20 protein-coding genes and 1 pseudogene are annotated in these 19,527 nt (G+C 71.6%); 11 read left to right on the forward strand and 10 right to left on the reverse strand.

Annotated elements, in window-relative coordinates; translation table 11 throughout:
• Window positions 1-112: 112 nt before the first annotated feature.
• Window positions 113-589 carry a DUF1203 domain-containing protein gene (locus ACH47Z_RS09215; protein ID WP_399072185.1) on the forward strand — a complete coding sequence of 159 codons (477 nt, stop codon included), beginning with the start codon at window positions 113-115 and terminating at the stop codon, window positions 587-589.
• Here the strand turns inward: ACH47Z_RS09215 and ACH47Z_RS09220 are convergent, their stop codons facing one another.
• On the reverse strand, window positions 590-829 hold the full coding sequence (locus ACH47Z_RS09220) for a hypothetical protein (RefSeq protein ID WP_399072188.1): 240 nt from the start codon (window positions 827-829) through the stop codon (window positions 590-592).
• 104 nt (window positions 830-933) lie between these two features.
• Window positions 934-1,323, reverse strand: a complete 390-nt coding sequence (locus ACH47Z_RS09225) for a VOC family protein (RefSeq protein WP_399072190.1) — start codon at window positions 1,321-1,323, stop codon at window positions 934-936.
• A 105-nt stretch (window positions 1,324-1,428) separates the two neighbouring features.
• On the opposite strand from ACH47Z_RS09225, the gene ACH47Z_RS09230 reads away from it, so the two are divergent.
• Window positions 1,429-1,617: a hypothetical protein gene (locus tag ACH47Z_RS09230; RefSeq protein WP_399072192.1), complete on the forward strand. Its 189-nt coding sequence runs from the start codon at window positions 1,429-1,431 to the stop codon at window positions 1,615-1,617.
• Window positions 1,618-1,639: 22 nt separating this feature from the next.
• Here the strand turns inward: ACH47Z_RS09230 and ACH47Z_RS09235 are convergent, their stop codons facing one another.
• Window positions 1,640-2,659 carry an aspartate-semialdehyde dehydrogenase gene (locus tag ACH47Z_RS09235; protein WP_399072194.1) on the reverse strand — a complete coding sequence of 340 codons (1,020 nt, stop codon included), beginning with the start codon at window positions 2,657-2,659 and terminating at the stop codon, window positions 1,640-1,642.
• 320 nt (window positions 2,660-2,979) lie between these two features.
• On the opposite strand from ACH47Z_RS09235, the gene ACH47Z_RS09240 reads away from it, so the two are divergent.
• Entirely contained in the window at window positions 2,980-3,531 is a 552-nt protein-coding gene (locus tag ACH47Z_RS09240; RefSeq protein ID WP_399072341.1) for an RNA polymerase sigma factor, read from the forward strand.
• Window position 3,532: 1 nt separating this feature from the next.
• On the forward strand, window positions 3,533-4,315 hold the full coding sequence (locus ACH47Z_RS09245) for a hypothetical protein (RefSeq protein WP_399072196.1): 783 nt from the start codon (window positions 3,533-3,535) through the stop codon (window positions 4,313-4,315).
• 9 nt (window positions 4,316-4,324) lie between these two features.
• Here ACH47Z_RS09245 and ACH47Z_RS09250 read toward each other — a convergent pair whose 3' ends face one another.
• Entirely contained in the window at window positions 4,325-4,867 is a 543-nt protein-coding gene (locus ACH47Z_RS09250; protein ID WP_399072199.1) for a CGNR zinc finger domain-containing protein, read from the reverse strand.
• A gap of 123 nt (window positions 4,868-4,990) precedes the next feature.
• On the opposite strand from ACH47Z_RS09250, the gene ACH47Z_RS09255 reads away from it, so the two are divergent.
• The 6 genes from ACH47Z_RS09255 to ACH47Z_RS09280 all read left to right on the forward strand — a co-directional run bounded on the left by ACH47Z_RS09255 (window position 4,991) and on the right by ACH47Z_RS09280 (window position 11,523).
• On the forward strand, window positions 4,991-5,437 hold the full coding sequence (locus ACH47Z_RS09255; protein WP_399072202.1) for a VOC family protein: 447 nt from the start codon (window positions 4,991-4,993) through the stop codon (window positions 5,435-5,437).
• Between the two features lie 2 nt (window positions 5,438-5,439).
• A complete protein-coding gene (locus ACH47Z_RS09260) occupies window positions 5,440-6,327 on the forward strand; it encodes a pyridoxamine 5'-phosphate oxidase family protein (RefSeq protein ID WP_399072204.1) in 888 nt (295 codons plus the stop codon).
• A 9-nt stretch (window positions 6,328-6,336) separates the two neighbouring features.
• Window positions 6,337-6,801 (forward strand): NUDIX hydrolase, encoded by a 465-nt coding sequence (locus tag ACH47Z_RS09265; protein ID WP_399072206.1) that lies wholly within the window; start codon window positions 6,337-6,339, stop codon window positions 6,799-6,801.
• Window positions 6,802-7,012: 211 nt separating this feature from the next.
• Window positions 7,013-8,761, forward strand: coding sequence for a TIGR03767 family metallophosphoesterase (locus ACH47Z_RS09270; protein ID WP_399072208.1), 1,749 nt, complete (start codon window positions 7,013-7,015; stop codon window positions 8,759-8,761).
• Between the two features lie 106 nt (window positions 8,762-8,867).
• The gene (locus ACH47Z_RS09275) at window positions 8,868-10,004 is read left to right on the forward strand and encodes a serine hydrolase domain-containing protein (RefSeq protein WP_399072210.1); all 1,137 of its coding nucleotides are present in this window, start codon (window positions 8,868-8,870) and stop codon (window positions 10,002-10,004) included.
• A 151-nt stretch (window positions 10,005-10,155) separates the two neighbouring features.
• On the forward strand, window positions 10,156-11,523 hold the full coding sequence (locus ACH47Z_RS09280) for a glycosyltransferase (RefSeq protein WP_399072344.1): 1,368 nt from the start codon (window positions 10,156-10,158) through the stop codon (window positions 11,521-11,523).
• On the opposite strand, the pseudogene ACH47Z_RS09285 reads toward ACH47Z_RS09280, so the two are convergent.
• The 4 genes and pseudogenes from ACH47Z_RS09285 to pepN all read right to left on the reverse strand — a co-directional run.
• A pseudogene (locus ACH47Z_RS09285) lies at window positions 11,473-11,841 on the reverse strand (GNAT family N-acetyltransferase); the annotation flags it as partial. The gene ACH47Z_RS09280 and the pseudogene ACH47Z_RS09285 sit on opposite strands and share 51 nt — an antisense overlap.
• A gap of 51 nt (window positions 11,842-11,892) precedes the next feature.
• Window positions 11,893-12,702, reverse strand: a complete 810-nt coding sequence (locus ACH47Z_RS09290; protein ID WP_399072212.1) for an SGNH/GDSL hydrolase family protein — start codon at window positions 12,700-12,702, stop codon at window positions 11,893-11,895.
• 188 nt (window positions 12,703-12,890) lie between these two features.
• The gene (locus tag ACH47Z_RS09295; RefSeq protein WP_399072214.1) at window positions 12,891-13,931 is read right to left on the reverse strand and encodes a hypothetical protein; all 1,041 of its coding nucleotides are present in this window, start codon (window positions 13,929-13,931) and stop codon (window positions 12,891-12,893) included.
• Window positions 13,932-14,137: 206 nt separating this feature from the next.
• The gene (pepN, locus tag ACH47Z_RS09300) at window positions 14,138-16,732 is read right to left on the reverse strand and encodes an aminopeptidase N (RefSeq protein ID WP_399072216.1); all 2,595 of its coding nucleotides are present in this window, start codon (window positions 16,730-16,732) and stop codon (window positions 14,138-14,140) included.
• Window positions 16,733-16,897: 165 nt separating this feature from the next.
• Here pepN and ACH47Z_RS09305 point away from each other — a divergent pair, with 165 nt between their 5' ends.
• Window positions 16,898-17,560 (forward strand): DsbA family protein, encoded by a 663-nt coding sequence (locus ACH47Z_RS09305; RefSeq protein WP_399072218.1) that lies wholly within the window; start codon window positions 16,898-16,900, stop codon window positions 17,558-17,560.
• Between the two features lie 37 nt (window positions 17,561-17,597).
• On the opposite strand, the gene ACH47Z_RS09310 is transcribed toward ACH47Z_RS09305, so the two are convergent.
• Both ACH47Z_RS09310 and ACH47Z_RS09315 read right to left on the reverse strand, forming a co-directional pair.
• A complete protein-coding gene (locus tag ACH47Z_RS09310) occupies window positions 17,598-18,032 on the reverse strand; it encodes a DUF3887 domain-containing protein (protein WP_399072220.1) in 435 nt (144 codons plus the stop codon).
• A gap of 74 nt (window positions 18,033-18,106) precedes the next feature.
• Entirely contained in the window at window positions 18,107-19,492 is a 1,386-nt protein-coding gene (locus ACH47Z_RS09315; protein WP_399072222.1) for an amino acid permease, read from the reverse strand.
• Window positions 19,493-19,527 lie beyond the last annotated feature (35 nt).

Consider the following 19,527-nt stretch of genomic DNA (forward strand, 5'->3'; position numbering starts at 1 on the left):
GCGGTCATCTCCTCGTTATGTGTCGGTTGCGCCATCCTTCCACGGGATCCGTGGGGAACGCGATGTCCGGTTCCCGCCGGTGAGCGCGCCGCCGGAAGCGGACGCTGAACGCATGACGACATACACGGCACGCCCGATCCCGGCCCGGGTTCTGAAGGAGCTGCGGACCACCGACGACGCGGGCCGCCCCCTGGCCCCCTTCACCGACGAGGAGGGCGGCGCCCCGCTGCGCTGCTGCCTGCGCCCCAGCACGCCCGGCGAGCGGATCGCCCTGGTCGCGTACGCGCCCCTGCGCCGCTGGGCGGCCGAGACGGGCGCCGATCCGGGGGCGTACGACGAGCAGGGCCCGGTCTTCGTCCACGCCGAGGAGTGCCCCGGCCCGGCCGACCCCGCCACCCTGCCGTTCACCAACGCCCACCGCGTCCTGCGCCGCTACTCCGCCGAGGGCCACATCCTGGGCGGCCGGCTGGTGGACGCCGACTTCCCGTCCGCCCTCACGGAGGCCTTCACCGACCCGGAGGTGGCGGTGGTGCAGGTGCGGGCGGTGGAGTACGGGTGCTTTCTGTACGAGGTGCGGCGGGGCCGGTGATCAGGACAGGCCGGCGCCCGGTGACTGCGCGAAGCCCGCGGCGGCGAACCGGGCCATGGCGTGCAGCGAGGGAGTCACGTCCCCACCGCGGACGACGTGGAAGGCGAGTTGGTGCCGGTGCGGCAGCGCGACCAGGATGCCGTCCGGCGCCGATGCGTCCTTGGTGTGACGGCGTACGACCTCGTCGAGGATCAGCGCGAGGCTCGCGACGAAGTACGAGCCGCCCGTCAGCACGTCCACGTGAGAGCCGTTCCCGTCCCTGACCACCTTGTGCCGGTCGACACGGACGGCCCGCAGGTTCTGCAGCGCGCGGTCCCGAAGGGCCGTGGGTGCGGGAATGCCGGTCAGCCGAGGTAGTTCGCGCGTCCCTCGTCGTCGAGCTCGAAGGGGCCCTCGGGGATGATGCAGAACTCGTTGCCCTCGGGATCGGCCATCACCAGAAACCCGCCCTCGGCATACTCCTCCAGCCTGCGCCCGCCGAGCGTCTCGACCCGTCGCTGCTCCGCGGCCGGGTCGGGTGAGGAGATGTCGACGTGCAGGCGGTTCTTGCCCGACGTGGGCTCGGCAGTCCGCTGGAAGCCCAGGCCCAGGCCGTTCTCGCGGCGCAGCCAGACGTACGGTCCCGTGCGGCCCACGACCGGCCGGCCGAGCAGCTCCGACCAGAACGCGGCAAGCCGCTCGGGGTCGGTGGCATCGACGATGAGGGCATTGATCCGCATGGGTGACTGAGTCATGCCCTGATCTTTTCAGGGCTCGCAAGGCCGGGGCTCGGCCGCCTCCCCCACCGGCGCCGTCGTCCTGCTGCTGGTCCCCGCCGGGAGAGCAGGCTCACGGTGGCCGTGTCCGGCGTCCGAGAGGTGGCCGGCGCGCTCTGCGCCGGGGTGTTCGACACCGCCGTCGCACTCGGCGCCCTCGTCGGCGGGCGGCTCGCGGACGGGCCGGGGCTGACCGCCGTCCTGGGCACGGGCGCGGTCCTCGCCCTGCCGGCGGCGGTCGCGGACATGCGAGGGGCGGCCACGCGCTCGTGACCGCCCCCGCCGGAAAGGTGTCCTACTTCGCGGACAGCTCCGCCGCCACCAGCTCCGCGATCTGGACCGCGTTCAGCGCGGCGCCCTTGCGGAGGTTGTCGTTGGAGACGAACAGCGCGAGGCCGTTGTCCACCGTCTCGTCGCGGCGGATGCGGCCGACGTACGACGGGTCCTGACCGGCCGCCTGCAGCGGGGTCGGGATGTCGGAGAGGGCGACGCCCGGCGCCCCGGCCAGCAGCTCGGTCGCGCGCTCCGGGGAGATCGGGCGGGCGAAGCGGGCGTTGACCTGGAGGGAGTGGCCGGAGAAGACCGGGACGCGTACGCAGGTGCCGGAGACCTTCAGGCCCGGGATCTCCAGGATCTTGCGGGACTCGTTGCGCAGCTTCTGCTCCTCGTCGGTCTCGTTCAGACCGTCGTCGACGATCGAGCCGGCCAGCGGGAGCACGTTGAAGGCGATCGGACGCTTGTAGACCTGCGGCTCGGGGAAGTCGACCGCCGCACCGTCGTGGGTCAGCTTGTCGGCCTCGGCGACGACCTTCTGGGCCTGGCCGTGCAGCTCCGCCACGCCCGCGAGACCGGAGCCGGACACCGCCTGGTAGGTGGCGACGACCAGCGCCTCGAGCCCGGCCTCCTCGTGCAGCGGCTTCAGGACCGGCATCGCGGCCATGGTGGTGCAGTTCGGGTTGGCGATGATGCCCTTGGGGCGGTCGGCGATCGCGTGCGGGTTCACCTCGGAGACCACCAGCGGGACCTCGGGGTCCTTGCGCCAGGCGGAGGAGTTGTCGATCACGACGGCGCCCTGGGAGGCGACCTTCTCGGCCAGCGCCCTGGAGGTCGCGCCGCCCGCCGAGAAGAGCACGATGTCGAGGCCGGTGTAGTCGGCGGTCGCCGCGTCCTCCACCGTCACGCCGTCCAGCACGGTGCCCGCCGAGCGCGACGAGGCGAACAGGCGCAGCTGCGTGACCGGGAAGTTCCGCTCCGCGAGGATCCTGCGCATGACCGTGCCGACCTGACCGGTGGCTCCGACGATTCCGACCTTCACGGCGACTCCCTCTAGGTGCTCTCTGCGTGTCCGCGGCTTTTCCATCATGCGGCCGACCCCGGTCCGCCTGTCCAATTCTTTGCGCGTCATGCCCGAGTACTGGGACACCCGAGCGCGACGGGCGGTTCCGGAACTCCCGCCGCACCCCTTCTGAGCTGGAGAAATTCGTTCCACGATCGCCCTTCGCCGCAAGCCGTGCAGCTCCGTGCGCCGGTGTGACGTACGCCTCGAACCGTGCGCGCCGGTTCAGCCTCGCCCACGTGCAGCGAACGTTCTCACCGGCTCCCGCGTCATAGGGGAAACGCGTGAGGGGGTGGCTTGTGCTGCGCGGAGGGGTGCGCCGCGACCAGGTGTCGTATGCGGCGGGTACGGACGACCGTACCGCCGACGACCCGCTGGACGCGGCCCAGGAACGCCGGGTGCGGGCGGTGCTCGCGCTCGGCGGGGTGCCGCAGTCGGACCTGCCGGACGGGGTGCAGCAGGTCCGGCTGCGGCTGCTGGAGCGGACCGCGAGCGGCAGGGAGGCCCCGCGGGACGTGTCGGCGTGGGCGGCGGTCGTCGCCTCCCGTCTCGCCATGGACTGGCACCGGGCCAAGCGCCGCCAGGAACGGCTGGGGGAGCGGCTGGCCGCGCTGCGCGAACCCGCGCTCCCCTCCGGCGAGGAGGCCAGCCTGCTCTCCCTCGCCGTGGCCCGGGGCCTGGACGAACTGCCCGCCGCCCAGCGGCAGGTGCTCGTACTGCGCTTCTTCGCCGATCTGCCCGTGCGGGGCATCGCCGAGGAACTGGGCATCCCCGAGGGCACGGTCAAGAGCAGGCTGCACACGGCGGTCCGCGCACTGCGCGACCGGCTGCACGAGGACGAGGTGGTGTGACGTGACCGCCGGGCACGAGAGCATTCCGGACGACGACGGTATGGACGCCCTGATGGCCGCCATCACCGGGGAACCGGTCCCGGAGGAGGCCCGCCGGGACCCCGCATTCCGCGCCGAGCACCGGGCGGCCGAGGCCGATGTGGCGGTGCTGAGGGAGCAACTCGCTCTGCTGGCCGAGGTGTTGACGGGGGAGGCGGCGAGCGAGGCGCAGGAGGAGGGCAGCGCACATACCGCTCGGCCGCTCCGCCCCGGCCGCCCCTCCCGCCGCCGCCGCGCCCTGCGCATCGCACTCGGTTCGCTCGCCGGTGCCGCCGCGTTCGCGCTGGTCGTCGGGTTCGGCTGGATGGTGACGCACACGACCGGCTCGGAGGACAACAGTGCCACCGCGGCCTCCGCCGGCAAGGCAGCGGGCCGGGCTCCGGCCAAGGTCTCCGGCGACAGCGGACGCCCGGACGGCCCGGCCCTCACACTCGCCTGCTCCCGGCTGGTCGTGGAGGGCACCGTGGCCGGGGTGCAGCCGCAGAAGCCGTCCCACTGGAGCCGGATCACCCTCACCGTCATCCGGTCGTACAAGCCCGCGCACGGCCCGGCCGAGGTGAGCTTCCTGCTGGACGGCGGCGCGAAACCGGCCCCGCGCACGGGACAGCACGTGCTCGTCACGGTCGGCCTGGAGCAGCGCAACGCGAGGCTGTGGGCCGTCGGAGACACCCGCGTCGCCGTCAACCGGGCCTGGATCACCGAGGCGCTGCCCGCGTCCGGGCACCTCACGTGCGACGCACGGTGAGGGGGCCGGTCAGCCCTCCTTCGAGCGCGCGTAATGCCGGGACGCCTTCGCGCGGTTGCCGCACGCGGCCATCGAGCACCAGCGACGGGTGCCGTTCCGGGACGTGTCGAAGAAGTGCAGGATGCAGCCGCCGCCGGCACAGGTGCGGATCCGCTCCGGGGCGCGGGTGAGCAGCTCCAGATAGTTCCGGGCGGCGAGCCAGGCCGGGCCCCACGCCGGGTCGGCGAACTCGGGCTCCTCGCCGGGGCCGTCGGGGGTCAGCCGGGCGCGGATCCGCCCGTGTGCCAGTACGGCGTCCACGAGCGGCGCCGCCTCGTCCGGTGAGCCGTGCACGGCGGCCCGGAGCGCCTCGCGGGCCTGGCGCAGATGACGCAGTACGACCGCGTCGGCGGGGTACGCGCCGGCCAGCCCGTTACTGACGAGCCACGCCGCCAGCCCCTCGGTGCCGTCGAGCAGGTCCTGGGTCTCGCCCTCCCGGTTCCAGCGGGTGTTGAGCAGGTCGAGGGCGAGGGGCTCGCCGGTGAGCGGGCGGGGGTCGCGGGCGGCGGACATGGGCTCTCCTTCTCCTCTAACCACTCAAGGGTACGTGACCGGTTGACTCTCGCGCATCTAACCTCCTAATGTGATTGACGAAGGTTAGGCACGACACCCCGAAGACTTCGAAGGAGAACAGCCATGGCTCCGCGCCTCGCGCACACCGGCCTGAACGTCACCGACCTCGACCGCTCCCTCGCCCTCTACCGCGACCTCCTCGGCTTCGCCGTGCTCGCCGAGGGCAAGGAGGACGACCAGCGCTGGGCGATGCTGGGGGAGCCCGGCGGCGCCCCGCTCGTCACCCTCTGGCAGCAGGCGCGGGGGTCGTACGACAGCGGGCGTCCCGGACTGCACCACCTCGCCCTGACCGTGGACTCGGTCGATGAGGTCCGCGCGTACGAGACCGCGCTGCGGGCCGCCGGTGTCGACTTCGCCTACGACGGCGTGGTCGCCCACCGGGAGGGCGGCACCTCGGGCGGGATCTTCTTCCACGACCCGGACGGCATCCGCCTGGAGATCAACGCCCCCCTCGGCCCGGACGGCGCCCCCGCCCCGCACGACTCCGCTCCGACCTGCGGTTTCTTCTAACCATGGGCGCCTATCACGCGGGCTCGCTCGCCGTACAGGAACTGATGGGCGTCCGCGACCGCGCTGACCACGTGGGCCGCTCCCTGGGCCAGGACATCAAGCCGGTCGCGGCGGCCTTCCTGGAGCTGCAGCCCCTGCTGATCGCGGGCGCGGCGGACCCGGCGACGGGGCGGGTGTGGGCGTCGGCGCTGACGGGCACACCGGGGTTCGTCCGGGCGACGGGCCCCAGGCAGATGTCCGTGGTGAGTGGACCCTCTCCGGCTGACCCGCTCACCACGGCCCTTACGACCCCCGGCACCCACCTGGGCACCATCGCCCTGGACCCCCGAACCCGCCGGCGCATGCGCCTCAACGGCCGGCTACGGCCCACGGCAGGAGGCTTCGCCGTGGAGGCCGACCAGGTCTTCTCCAACTGCCCCAAGTACATCCAGCGCAGGGAGTCGTACGAGACGGTCCCCGACCGCACACCGGACAGCCCGCGCCGACTCACCGAACTCGGCCCGGTACAACGGGAGTTCATCCAGGCGGCCGACACCTTCTTCCTGGCCACCGTGCACCCCGGCGGAGCCGACGTCAGTCACCGCGGCGGCAACCCCGGCTTCGTGCAGGTCACTTCACCGCGCGAACTGACCTGGCCCGACTACCCCGGCAACGCCATGTTCCTCACCCTCGGCAACCTCCGCACCGATCCGCGTGCCGGACTGCTCCTCCTCGACTGGACCACCGGCACCACCCTTCAGCTCACCGGCGAGGCGCACACCGAGTTCACCGGCGGAGGCATCCGCACGGTCCGCTTCACGCTCGCCGAGGCCCTGTGGGCCCCGGCCGCCCTGCCCCTGCGCTGGTCCGCGCCCGAATATTCACCGGCGAACCCGGACATCGCGCGCTAACGTCCGCGCATGCGACGGAACTTGAGGGTGGCGGCCTACGCCGTGTGCGTCCGCGACGGACAGCTCCTTCTCGCCCGCTCCCCGGGGCCCGACGGCACGCCCGAGTGGGTGCTGCCGGGCGGCGGCATGGAGCACGGCGAGGATCCGTACGACACCGTCCGCCGCGAGGTCACCGAGGAGACCGGCTACCACATCGAGGTGACCGGTCTCCTCGGCGTGGACTCGCACCGGGTGACCGTGGGGCGCACCGACCACCACGCCGTGCGGTTCGTCTACGAAGGCGAGATCACCGGCGGCGAGCTCCGGTACGAGATCGACGGCTCCACCGACTTCGCCGCCTGGCAGCCGCTGGAGGCCGTCCCCGGACTGAACCGCATCCCCCTGGTCGACACCGCGCTGCGGCTCTGGCGCGAACGCCCGCTCCACGGACGGCTGGAGGAGCCTCCCCTACCCAACGAGATGAACAAGGAGTGACCGGCCCCCGGCCGCCCGCGATCCACTCCCGGTCCACTCCACGGCGGCTGTGCCCCCTCGTGATCCACGTACGGTGATCGGCGCCGCGCGTTGCGGCCGCGTTCACGCGCAGGTCATTCCCGGTGCCAAGCATCCAGAGCGAGCGGGGCGTTCGCTCCTGCGATCGACCCGCGACCACTGCCGACGCGTTCGCACTCGGGGAGATCGCGCCATGTCGCGCACACGCTCTGTCGCCACCTCCGCTCCGGAGGTCAACCGCCGTTCCGTCCTCGCCGCCGCCGGAGCAGTCTCGCTCTCCGCGGGCATCGGCTACGTCCTCCGCCCCACCGACAGCGAGGCCGCCACCCCCGCCGAGGCGCCCGTCGCGCACTCCCGGCAGGCCGCCGGCACCGCCCTCGCCCCCTACACCAAGGGCACCACCCTCGCCTCCGTCGCGACGCCCCGGAACAGCTCCGGCTACCAGCGCCTCGGCGACGGGCCCGGCTGGCAGCGGGTCGTGCGGAGCGAGCTGGCCACCCCCAAGTCCGGCCGCGCGAGCCGTCGTAGGACGCTCGCCGCGTTCGTCCAGTTCACCGACCTGCATCTGCAGGACGTCCAGAACCCGCTGCGCGCGGAGTTCCTGCGCTCCAACTCCATCCACGCCTGGCGCCCGCACGAGGCGCTGACCGTGCAGGGCGCCATCTCGCTCGTCGAGCGGGTCAACGCCCTGAAGGGCGCCCCCGTCACCGGCGCCCCGCTCGGCTTCGTCATGACCACCGGCGACAACACCGACAACAACGCCGGCTCCGAACTGGAATGGTTCATGCAGGTGATGAGCGGCGGCCGCATCACCCCCAACACCGGGGACCCGAGACACTACGAGGGCGTGCAGAACAGCGGCCTGAAGCTGTACTGGCAGCCGGACTCCACCGCCCGCGACAACGACAAGGCACTGGGCCTTCCGCACCTGAACGGCTTCCTGGCCGCCGCGATCCGCGAGGTGAACAGCCCCGGTCTGAACCTGCCCTGGTACTCCACCGTCGGCAACCACGACGCCCTCGCCCTCGGCTGCTTCGGCATCCACGGCGACCCCTACCTCGCCGAGTTCGCGATCGGCGGCAAGAAGCTGATGAGCCTCTCCGCCGCCGAGGGCAAGAAGCTCCAGGACGCCATCAGGGACAACAAGGACCCCCACGGCGTCGGCTACCGGGACCTGCTCAAGGCGCACGCCCGCGAGATGCGCTCCGTCACCCCGGACGAGAAGCGGGCCCCCTACACCCCGGCCGACTACCTCAAGGCCCACCTGGACCCCGCCTACCGGGGCCACGGTCCGACCGGGCACGGCTACTCCTCGGCGAACCTCGACGCGGGCACCCAGTACTACGCCTTCCGCATCTCCGCCGACGTCATCGGCATCAGCCTCGACACCACCGACGCCTGCGGCATGCCCAACGGCTCCATCGGCACCGCGCAGCTGAAGTGGCTCGACAAGACGCTGAAGGACAACAAGGACTCCCACGCCGTCGTCTTCAGCCACCACACCAGCACGACGATGAACAACACCTGGCCCGACCCGGCCCGCCCCGGCGAGAAGCGCCACACCGGCGCCGAGGTGCTCTCGGTCCTGTCCGCCCACGCGAACGTGCTGGCCTGGGTGAACGGCCACGTCCACGAGAACGTCATCACCCCGCACAAGGTCTCCGGCGGTCGCTCCTTCTGGGAGATCTCCACCGCCTCGCACGTCGACTTCCCCCACCTCGCCCGGATCATCGAGCTGGTGGACAACAAGGACGGCACGATCTCCCTGTTCACCACGCTGATCGAGTCCGCCGCCCCGCATCGCACCGACTTCGCCGACCTCTCCCAGACCGGCCTCGCCGCCCTCTACCGCGAGCTGGCCTTCAACGCCCCCGGCGCGAGCAGGACCCTGGCGAACACCGCGGTCCACCGGAACACGGAACTGGTGCTCAAGAAGGGCTGAAACTCACCCAACTGGCCCACAGGAAAGCAACCTTCGCGCATCCGGCACGGGTTTCTTCCCCCGACCGCACCCGCATCAGAGGTGCCATCACAGGTTGGGGGAAGACATGCGCGTACGCACGACCCTGGGGACGGCTCTGGTGGGCGCCACCGCCCTGCTCGTCCCGGCGGCCCTGGCGGCACCCGCCGTGGCCGGCACCGGCACCCACTCCGCGACCCGCAAAGCGGTCGAGGCGGCGGTCGCGGCCGGGGTGCCCGGTGTGACCGTCACCGCGAAGGACGGCCACGGCACCTGGTCCACGACCGCCGGCGTGGGCGACACCGGCACGGGCAGGCCGCGCTCCACCGCCGACCGGTACCGGGTCGGCAGCATCACCAAGACCTTCGTCGCCACCGTCCTGCTCCAGCTGGAGGCAGAGGGCCGGCTGTCGCTGGACGACACCGTGGACCGGTGGCTGCCGGGCGTCGTCAGCGGCCACGGCCACGACGGCCGCCGTATCACCGTCCGCCAGCTGCTCAACCACACCAGCGGCATCCACAACTACACCGAGGACGAGGACTTCGACCGCGACTACTTCACCAAGGACGGCTTCGACCGGCATCGCTACGACACCGTCACCCCGCGCGCACTGGTGGCGATCGCGATGCGGCACGAGCCGGACTTCGCGCCGGGCACGTCCTGGCACTACTCCAACACCAACTACGTTCTCGCCGGCATGGTGATCGAGAAGGTGACGGGACACTCGTACGCCGCCGAGATCAGGCGGCGCGTCATCCGCCCGCTGCGTCTGACGGGCACGTCCCTGCCCGGTACGACGGTCACCATGCCACAGCCGAGCAGCAATTCTTACTCGAAATTCACCGACCCGAAGGGTCCGACGTACGACGTCACGAACCTCAACCCCTCCATCGCCTCCTCCGCCGGTGAAATGATCTCGGACTCCGCCGACCTGGACCGCTTCTACGGCTCGCTGCTGGGCGGAAAGCTCCTTCCGCCGCACCAGCTGAAGGAAATGAAGACCACGGTGGCGGTCAAGGATGCGCCGCACGGGGAACGCTATGGCCTCGGCCTCTTTGAGACCCCGCTGACCTGCGGGGTTGTGGTCTGGGGGCATGACGGCGGAATCCACGGTTCCGCGTCGACGGCGGTGACGACGGCCGACGGCCGGCATTCCCTGGCCTTCAATTTCAACGGCGACTGGACCGGGGACGCGCAGGCGATCGTGGAAGGGGAATTCTGTTAGTCACCGTTTCACCCGCGTCATTCGCTGTTAACGCGCACGCAATGTCCGTACCGCCTCATATCGGCTAACCCGCTGTGTACGGGGATGGCTCGATCTTCTCGATCATTTATGCAAGGCGGGTGGTCGCGTGCGCGCTTCGCACGAACTGCGTGTGCTGTCGGTCTACGAGGGCTTCTTCTCCGGAGGGGCCCGGATCGTGCACAGCGACGTCGTACTGGGACTGGCCGAGGGCGGCCAGTCCCACCGGGTGCTCAGCATCCATGGCGAGGTCCGCCGCGAGGCCACCTCGCAGCGCATGGAGGACGACGCCTGCTACCGGGCGCTGACGGCCGCCAGGGTCGGTGTCACCTCGCTCGGCCGCAGCGCCGGGCTGGTCGACGGAACGGTCGCGGCGGACGTTTTCAGCGGCCCCGAGCTGGCCGAAACGGCCCGGGCCATGGCCGGCGCGGATGTGATCCTCTCCCTGAAGGAGCAGCCGCTCGCCCTGCTCAACCAGGGCGGCCTGCCCCGCCGCCCGGTCGTGGTCTGCCTGCACCGCTCCGACCCGGAGAACCAGGGCCCCGCGCTGGACGAGCTGAAGGCCGCCATCGCCGACGGCACGGTGGTGGCGTGCGTGTGCTGCGCCGAGTCGACCCGGGCGGCGTACGAGGCGGCGGGCATCCCCGGCGAGGTGCTGCACGTCATCCCCAACGGGGTGGACCTCCTCCGCTTCCGCCCCGACGCCGCCGTACGGCTCGCCTTCCGCGCCTCCCTCGGCATCGCCGCCACGGCCCCCGTGGTCGTCTTCGCGGCCCGCTACGCCCAGATGAAGAACGTCCCGCTGTTCCTCCGGGCGGCCCGCGCCTGGCTGTCCCGCGAGCCCGAGGGCCAGGTCCTGATGTGCGGCGCCGGCATGACCGACGAGAACCCGGCCCTGTGGGCCGACATCGAGGTCGCGTTCGGCGAGGACCTGCACCTGGCGGAGCGGATCAGGCTCCTCGGCGTACGGCACGACATGGAGGCCGTGTACGCCGGCTCCGACGTCGTCGCCCTGACCTCCGTCTCCGGCGAGGCGGCCCCGCTGTGCCTGATCGAGGGCATGATGTGCGGCGCGGTCCCGGTGACCACCGACGTCGGCGACAGCGCGTCCATCGTCGAGGGCCTCGGCTTCGTCACCCCGCCGGACCCGGCCGCGATCGCCCTCGGCTGGACCGCCGCCCTCGCGTCCCGCACCGACCTGGGCCCGGCGCTGGAGCTCAGCCGCGAGCGGTTCAGCCGTACGAGGATGATCGCGGCGTACGCGACGCTGCTCGACGAGGTGTACGCCTCACACGTCGGCGGGCAGCGGGTCGTCGCGCAGCACGCTGTAGGCGACGCCGTCGCGCCACTGCCCGTCCCGGAAGACGATGCCGCGCAGTACGCCCTCGCGAGTGAAGCCGGCCTTCTCCAGGGCCCGCTGCTCGGCGATGTTCTCGGCCTCGGTGTCGGCCTCGATCCGCATCACGGGGGTGTGGGCGAAGAGGTAGCGGACGAGCTGTAGCTGGGCCCGGCTGCCGACGCCCCGCCCACGGCCCTCGGGCAGCAGCTGGGCGCCGACGTTCCAGCAGTACGTCGACGGCGACACGACGACCTTGCGCCAGCCGACGAACCCGAGCGGCTCGCCGCCGTCGGTGACGACCAGCTGGCCGCCGTCCGCGCCGAGCAGCCGGTCCTCCTCCCAGCGCCGCCGGAACCGCCGCGGGTCGGCGAAGCCGTACCACTGGAAGGGGCCGGCGGCGTCGGAGTCGGAGACGAAACGCTCCAGCAGGGGGAGGTCTGCCTCGCCGATGGGGCGGAGGGTCACGGGTTCAGCGGTCATGGGCCAGGAACCCTATCGGCTCTGTTGTGGTCGGTGTGGGAACCGGGCGGATCAGGACGCCCGGTTGAGGGCCGGAAGGTAGCCGAGCGACTGTCCCGGGGCCGTGGGGTGGTACGACTCGGTCAGCGAGAGCAGGTCGACGCTGTGCAGCCAGGGGATTCGGGAGCAGATCTCGTGGCCCGTGAAGGCGGACCTGACGTCGGCGAAGGTGAACCCGTGGTCGGCCGCGCGTTTGGCGATCACCGTGTCGAGGTGGTCCACGGCGTTGTTGATCGCGGCGCGGGCGGCGTCCTCCAGGCCGGCTCGGCAGGTGCCCTTGAGCTGGTACAGGTGCGGATAGCCGAGCACCACGACGTGGGCGGCGGGAGCCCGGTTCCCGATGGCCGTGTAGAGACGGTCCAGGTCGCGGGGAAGGGTTCCGTCCATGACGGAGCGGGCGCGGGAGACGGCCGACAGACAGCGGGTGGTGCCGCCCAGCGCGCAGGTCGTCATGACGGTGCCGAAACCCGCGTCGCTGCCGCCGACGGTGAGGGTGACCATTTCGGTACGGGGGCCGAGCGGGGCGAGCTGGTCGGTCAGGACGTCGTTCGTCCGGGCGCCGTTGCACGCGGGGAAGGCGAAGGCCGCCGTCTGGTGCGCCGCCGCCCACAGGGAGGGGTAGGCCCTGCTGCTGCGCTTGCAGTCCGTCCGGCCGGGGAGGTAGTCGCCGGCGCCGACACCGGAGGAGTAGGAGTCGCCGAGGGCCACATAGCCCACGGCCGGCGTCCGGGGCGCCGCTTGTGCCGTCTCGGGCGCGGCGACGAGGCCGGCCGTGGCGAGCAGGAGGGCGGACGAGCACGCGGCTGTCCTGGTGTGTCGCATACGTCTTGGTCTATCGCGGCCCGATCGGCACCGCCCACCGGCTTCCTCCACCCGGGTGAAAGCGCGGCGTCACGAAGACGCGGAGAGACGAAGAGACACGAGGAGGGGCCACCGGAATCGGTCCGGTGGTCCCTCCTCTCCCCTCCTGAGGGCTCCCCGCTGCCCTCCTGATGCCTCCCGGTCCGTCACTACCTGGGGAGCACCACGACATAGGCGGCCGGGTCGCGGTCGCCGGACGCCATCAGGGCCGTACGGACCACCGCCGCCTGCTGTTCGAGCGATTTCCGGAGCTTCTTCGGCGTGATGTACACGACCGTGATGCCGAGGCGTTCCAGGTGTTCGCGCTTGCGGGCGTACTCGGACCACAGCGCGTCCTCGTCCTGGCGCGGGGCCCGGGTGTCCAGCTCGACCGCCACCGCCTGCTCGGGCCAGTAGGCGTCCAGGCCGCCGAGGTGCGGGCCGCCGGGCAGGCGCAGGTCCACGTTCCAGACCGGGTCGGGCAGGCCGTACTCGCGGACCATCCGGTACAGCCGGTCCTCGGCGATCGAGCGGCCCTCGGCCAGCAGTGAGTCCACGGCGTCCACCACGTGCGGCCGGTTCAGCAGCTTGGCCTGGGTCAACTCCCGTACCACGGCGGCCGGTTCGCAGTGGCCTGCGCGCACCGCCTCGGTGAGCAGGCGTCGTACCGCCTCCGCGTCGGTCAGTTCCGCGACCGCGTCCGCCAGTGCCCGGGGTACGGGGGCGACGGGCAGGCCGGTGACCATCCGGGGCGTGGGCAGGACGGGGGTGCGCAGGACGCGGACGTAGCCCGCGGGGCGCAGGCGGCGCTGGCGGGGGACCAGGACGTCGATGTGGTCCAGGGAGAGCAGCGGCGGGGTGGCCGAGAAGCCGTAGAGGGTCAGGGCCGCGAGGCCGGTGATCATCGCCTCCGCGTAGACCGGGCCGTGCGGTTCCTCCGCCGTCGGCTGGGCCGGGACGCCCGGCGCCGACGACTCGCGGGCCGCGTACAGCAGGGCCCCGTGCAGACGCTCCTCGCTCGTCGGAGGGCCGGGGTGCAGCAGGACCACGTTCGGCAGCAGGGTCTGCCAGGGGCCGCGAGGGCGGCACTGCTCGTTCAGCTCGGCCGTCGTCACGCCATGGGCGCGCAGCTGAGCCGTCGTCAGGACGCGGCGGTGGACCTCGGAGAGGTCGCGGAGGGGGCGGGGGGAGAGCGGGGTGTTGTGCGTCATGGCGTCGGGATTCCCGCGCCCCGTCCCACCTTTAACCGCTGTTACACGGCCGTTGAGGAATGCGGACAAGGCGGGACTAAAGGTCAGGTGTTCGGATGCCGAGTAGGCAGCGAAAACCCCTGGTCCGAACGGGGTGGACCAGGGGTTACGGCTATGTTTGACCGAATTTCGTAACGGTCACCTACCGGGCAAGCTCAGGCCAAAGCTCAGCCGGCGTCAGCCGTCACGCCCGCCGCCGCGTCGCACTCCTGTGCGCGCAGCGCCCGCGCCAGGTCGTCCCGGGCCTCCAGCACCAGCCGGCGCAGCGCCGGCGCCGCGTCCTCGTGCTCCGCCAGCCACGCGTCCGTCGCCGCCAGCGTCTCCGGCCGGTCCTGGTACGCCGGGAAGAGCCCCCGTACGACGTCCATGCCGATCTGGATCGACCGCTCCGCCCACACCCGCTCGATCACCGCGAAGTACTTCTCGGCGTACGGCGCGGTCAGCTCCCGCTGCGAGGCCTGGTCGAAGCCGGAGATCGTCGCCTCGACGAGGGCGTTCGACAGCGTGTCGGACTCCACGACCTGGGCCCACGCCTGCGCCTTGACCGCCGCCGAGGGGCGCGCGGCCAGGCAGCGGACCTGGTGGCGCTTGCCGGACGCCGTGTCGTCGCGGGCCAGTTCGGCCGCCAGCACCGACTCGTCCGCCGCGCCGTGCGCCGTCAGCGGCTCCAGGAACGCCCAGCGCAGCTCCTGGTCCACCGCCAGCCCGTCGATCGCCGACGTGCCGTCCAGCAGGTCCGTCAGCAGCTTCAGGTCCGGCTCGGCACAGGCCACGCGCGCGAAGAACCGCGCCCAGGCCAGCTGGTGCTCACTGCCCGGCTCGGCCGCCCGCAGCTCCCGCAGCGCGCCCTCGGCCAGCAGCTCACCGCCGGCCGTCCGCCACTCGGGCGCCGCATAGTGCGTCAGCGCCGACTCCGCCCACGCGTGCAGCATCTGCAGCACACCGATGTCCGACTCCCGGCCCGCGAACGTCAGCACCAGGGCGATGAAGTCCCGGGCCGGCAGCAGCGCGTCCCGCGTCATGTTCCACAGCGCCGACCAGCACAGGGCCCGGGCGAGGGGATCCGTCAGCTCGCCCAGGTGCGCGCGCAGGGTGTCCAGCGAGGTCGCGTCGAAGCGGATCTTGCAGTACGTCAGGTCGTCGTCGTTGACCAGCACCAGCTCCGGCGCCTCGGCGCCCGCCAGCTCCGCGACGACCGTACGCGGGCCCTCCACGTCCGTCTCCACGCGCGCGTACCGCTCGAGGGCGCCCTCGTCCGTACGCCGGTACAGCCCGACGGCGATCCGGTGCGGACGCTCCTCCGGGTGTGACTCCGGGGCCTCCTGGACGACCGCCAGCTCCTCGATCCGGCCGCTGTCGGTGTCCAGCAGCACCTGCGGGGTCAGCGAGTTCACCCCGGCCGTCTGCAGCCAGGAGCGCGCCCACGCCGACATGTCCCGGCCGCTGGTCTCGCCCAGCACCGACAGCAGGTCGCCGAGGCGCGTGTTGCCGTACGCGTGCCGCTTGAAGTAGCGGCGGGCGCCCTCCAGGAACGCCTCCTGGCCGACGTACGCCCCCAGCTGTTTCAGCACGGAGGCGCCCTTGGCGTAGGTGATGCCGTCGAAGTTCAGCTTGGCGTCCTGCAGGTCACGGATGTCCGCCGTGATCGGATGCGTGGACGGCAGCTGGTCCGCGCGGTACGCCCACGCCTTGCGGCGGTTGGCGAAGGTGATCCAGGCGCCGGTGAAGCGCGTCGCGCCCACGTTGGCGAACGAGCCCATGAAGTCCGCGAAGGACTCCTTCAGCCACAGGTCGTCCCACCACTCCATGGTGACCAGGTCGCCGAACCACATGTGCGCCATCTCGTGCAGGATGACGTTCGCCCGCGCCTCGTACGACGCCTGCGTCACCTTCCCGCGGAAGATGTACTCCTCGCGGAAGGTCACCAGACCAGGGTTCTCCATCGCGCCCAGGTTGTACTCCGGCACGAACGCCTGGTCGTACTTCCCGAACGGGTACGGGTAGTCGAAGTGGTCGTGGAAGAAGTCCAGGCCCTGCTTGGTGATCAGGAAGACGTCGTCGGCGTCGAAGTGCGGGGCGAGCCCCTTGCGGCACATCGCGCCGAGCGGGATCTCCAGCTTCGTGCCGTCCTCGAAGGTACGGGTGTAGGAGTCGGTGACGTAGTGGTACGGCCCGGCCACCACACACGTGATGTACGTCGAGATCGGCTTCGTCTCCGCGAACTTCCAGACGCCGTCGGCCAGTTCGCCTGCGCCGTTGCTCCACACCGTCCAGCCCTCGGGAGCCTGGACCTCGAAGCGGTACGGCGCTTTCAGGTCCGGCTGCTCGAAGTTCGCGAACACCCGGCGGGCGTCGGCCGGCTCGTACTGGGTGTAGAGGTAGACCTCGCCGTCCTCGGGGTCGACGAAGCGGTGCATGCCCTCGCCGGTGCGGGAGTAGGCGCACTGGGCGTCCACCACCAGCTCGTTCTCCGCGGCCAGGTCCTCCAGCGCGATCCGCGCGCCGTCGAAGACCTCGCCCGGGTCCAGATCCCGGCCGTTGAGCGAGACGGCCGTCACGCTCGGTGCGATCAGATCCGCGAAGCTCGCGGCGCCCGGCTCGTTGCAGCGGAAGCGGATCGTGGTCACCGAGCGGAACGTGCGCACCTCGCCGTTCCCGTCGCCGACGGCGGACCTCAGGTCCAGGGACACGTCGTACCCGTCGACCGACAGCAGGGCGGCCCGCTCCCGGGCCTCGTCGCGGGACAGATTCTCACCGGGCACGGGCGGCACTCCTTGGCTGCTGTTCGGTATGTGGACAGGGCCGATCCTGCCATGTGCCCCTGACACGGGTCAGCAGGGAATCAGGGGTTCAGCGGGGAATCCTGGTCGCACCGACGTCGTTGGCGCTTGTTGAGGCTTCAAAAGACCGTTTCGCTGAGGAGAACCATGTCCGAGACCGCGCCGTCCTCCGGCAAGACCCCCGTCGACTTCTGGTTCGACCCGCTGTGCCCCTGGGCCTGGATGACCTCCCGCTGGGTGCTGGAGGTCGAGAAGGTCCGCGACATCGAGGTCCGCTGGCACATCATGAGCCTCGCGGTCCTCAACGAGAACAGGCTCGACGAGCTGCCCGAGGAGTACCGGGACATGCTCGCGACCAAGGCCTGGCAGCCGGTCCGCGTGGTCACCGCGGCCTGGCAGAAGCACGGCGAGGACGTCCTCGGCCCGCTCTACACCGCGCTCGGCACCCGCATCCACAACAACGGCGAGGGCCCGACCCTGGAGGCCGTCGCCGGCGCCCTCGCGGACGTCGGCCTGCCCGCCGACCTGATCGACTACGCCGACCAGCAGGACTTCGAGTACGACGCCGAGCTGCGCGCCTCCCACAAGGAGGGCATCGACAAGGTCGGCCAGGACGTCGGTACCCCGGTCATCGCGGTCCCCGGCTCCGACGGCGAGCAGATCGCCTTCTTCGGCCCGGTCGTCACCCCCGCCCCGAAGGGCGAGGAAGCGGCCCGCCTGTGGGACGGCACGATCGCCGTGGCCTCGGTACCGGGCTTCTACGAGATCAAGCGGACCCGCACCAAGGGGCCGGACTTCAGCAACCTGTAGGGCCCGTGGTGGGTGGGCCCGGACTCGAGACCGGTGACTACGAGAGCGGTACGCCGGGCCTGAGGAAGAACAGGCCGGAGATGGCACCGCCGTTGTCGAAGCTCACGCGGAACTCACCGGGCCCGCGCTCCAGGCGCAGGGGCACGCTGACCACGGTGAACCCGCCGGCCTTGGCGTCCCTGGGCTGCTGGTGGGACGTGTAACGCCCGAACTGTTCCTGGTAGTTCGTCCACGCCTGCTTCAGCGCGTCCGGCGTCAGCTGACCACGCACGGTCGCGTCGAAGTGGACGGTGGCGGCGGCGTAGTCGCCCTTGACGATGTCGTTGAGCGTCCGCAGGGCGATCGTGTCGTCCTGCGGCGCGGCCGGTGCGGAACCGGCGCTCGTCAGGAGCGCGGACGCGGCCAGCGCCATCGTGGCCACAGCCCGGGCGAGTCGCCGCTTGCCGCCGGGCGCGAGGTCGTTGGCGGACATGACTTCATCGTGCGCCTCACGCCCGTCCCTCGCATGCCGGGACGTTGCTGCCGGGGCCCGGAACGAAGGGGGCGTCAGCTCTTGGCGCGGGCCCGCTGCCAGGCGTAGCCGATGGCCGCCAGGGCCAGGGTCATGCCGCCCGTCGAGTACAGCTGCACCCGGGTGTCCGCCTCCCGGGCCATCAGGACGAAGATCGCGGCCATGCCCGCCAGGGCGACCCAGGTGAGGACCGGGAAGGCCCACATGCGGACGACCAGCTTCTCGGGGGTCTCGCGTTCGATGCGGCGGCGGAGCAGGAGCTGGGAGACGGCGATGAAGATCCAGACGACCAGGATGACCGCGCCGATCATGTTCAGCAGCCACTTGAAGACGTCGTCCGGCCGCCAGTAGCTGAGCATGACGCAGACGAAGCCCAGCACGCAGGAGGTGAGCACCGCGATGCGCGGCACCCCGCCGGACAGGCGGGACAGCGCTTTCGGGCCCTGGCCGCGCTCGACCAGGGAGTAGGCGATGCGCGAGGAGCCGTAGATGTTGGCGTTCATCGCGGAGAGCAGGGCGACCAGGACGACCACGCTCATGACCCGGCCCGCGCCCGGGATGCCCAGGTGGTCGAGCGTGGCGACGTACGGGCCCTTCGTCACGACGTCCTCGGAGTTCCACGGGACGAGGGTGACCACGACCGCCATGGAGCCGATGTAGAACAGGGCGATACGCCACATCGCGGTGCGCACGGCGGAGGCCACCCCGCGCACCGGGTCCTCCGACTCGGCCGCCGCGATGGTGACCGTCTCCAGGCCGCCGTAGGCGAAGACGGAGGCGAGCAGGCCGATGATCAGGCCGTTGCTGCCGTGCGGCAGGAAGTCGGTCAGGTTCGAGGTGCCGGGGGCCTCCGTGCCGGGCAGGACGCCCGCGATGGCCAGCCCACCGAGGATGAGGAAGAGGGAGATCGCGCCGACCTTCAGCGCGGCGAACCAGAACTCGAACTCGCCGAAGTTCTTCACGGCGGCCAGGTTCGTCCCGCAGAAGACCACCATGAACAGCGCGACCCACATCCACTCGGGCGTGCCGGGCAGCCAGCCGGAGACGATGTGCGCGGCGCCGATGCCCTCCAGGCCGACGGCCGTGCACAGCAGGATCCAGAAGGACCAGCCGGCGGCGAAGCCCGCCCAGGGGCCGATCGCCCGCTCGGCGTGCGCGGAGAAGGAGCCCGAGGACGGGTACGCGGCCGACATCTCGCCCAGCATCCGCATCACCAGCATCACCAGCAGGCCGGAGATCGTGTAGGCGATCACGATGGACGGGCCGGCGGCCGCGATGCCCGCACCGGAGCCGACGAACAGGCCCGCGCCGATCACACCGCCGAGGGCGATCATCGACAGATGGCGCTGCTTGAGGCCGTGGGAGAGGGAGGCGCCGCTCTGTCGCTGTGGCGGCGTCTCGGTCGTCGTGCTGCTGGGCATGGGCGCGGCTCTCCCCTGCAATGGGCGGGCAAAAA

The organism is Streptomyces sp. NPDC020192, from assembly GCF_044388685.1.
Lineage (GTDB): Bacteria > Actinomycetota > Actinomycetes > Streptomycetales > Streptomycetaceae > Streptomyces.

Bases quoted from the DNA above. Each gene is read 5' to 3' on its own strand.
- ACH47Z_RS09215 (WP_399072185.1), top strand. From the start codon at position 113: ATGACGACATACACGGCACGCCCGATCCCGGCCCGGGTTCTGAAGGAG.
- ACH47Z_RS09225 (WP_399072190.1), bottom strand. From the start codon at position 1,323: ATGACTCAGTCACCCATGCGGATCAATGCCCTCATCGTCGATGCCACC.
- ACH47Z_RS09250 (WP_399072199.1), bottom strand. From the start codon at position 4,867: ATGTCCGCCGCCCGCGACCCCCGCCCGCTCACCGGCGAGCCCCTCGCC.
- ACH47Z_RS09255 (WP_399072202.1), top strand. From the start codon at position 4,991: ATGGCTCCGCGCCTCGCGCACACCGGCCTGAACGTCACCGACCTCGAC.
- ACH47Z_RS09260 (WP_399072204.1), top strand. From the start codon at position 5,440: ATGGGCGCCTATCACGCGGGCTCGCTCGCCGTACAGGAACTGATGGGC.
- ACH47Z_RS09265 (WP_399072206.1), top strand. From the start codon at position 6,337: ATGCGACGGAACTTGAGGGTGGCGGCCTACGCCGTGTGCGTCCGCGAC.
- ACH47Z_RS09270 (WP_399072208.1), top strand. From the start codon at position 7,013: ATGTCGCGCACACGCTCTGTCGCCACCTCCGCTCCGGAGGTCAACCGC.
- ACH47Z_RS09275 (WP_399072210.1), top strand. From the start codon at position 8,868: ATGCGCGTACGCACGACCCTGGGGACGGCTCTGGTGGGCGCCACCGCC.
- ACH47Z_RS09290 (WP_399072212.1), bottom strand. From the start codon at position 12,702: ATGCGACACACCAGGACAGCCGCGTGCTCGTCCGCCCTCCTGCTCGCC.
- ACH47Z_RS09295 (WP_399072214.1), bottom strand. From the start codon at position 13,931: ATGACGCACAACACCCCGCTCTCCCCCCGCCCCCTCCGCGACCTCTCC.
- ACH47Z_RS09305 (WP_399072218.1), top strand. From the start codon at position 16,898: ATGTCCGAGACCGCGCCGTCCTCCGGCAAGACCCCCGTCGACTTCTGG.
- ACH47Z_RS09310 (WP_399072220.1), bottom strand. From the start codon at position 18,032: ATGTCCGCCAACGACCTCGCGCCCGGCGGCAAGCGGCGACTCGCCCGG.
- ACH47Z_RS09315 (WP_399072222.1), bottom strand. From the start codon at position 19,492: ATGCCCAGCAGCACGACGACCGAGACGCCGCCACAGCGACAGAGCGGC.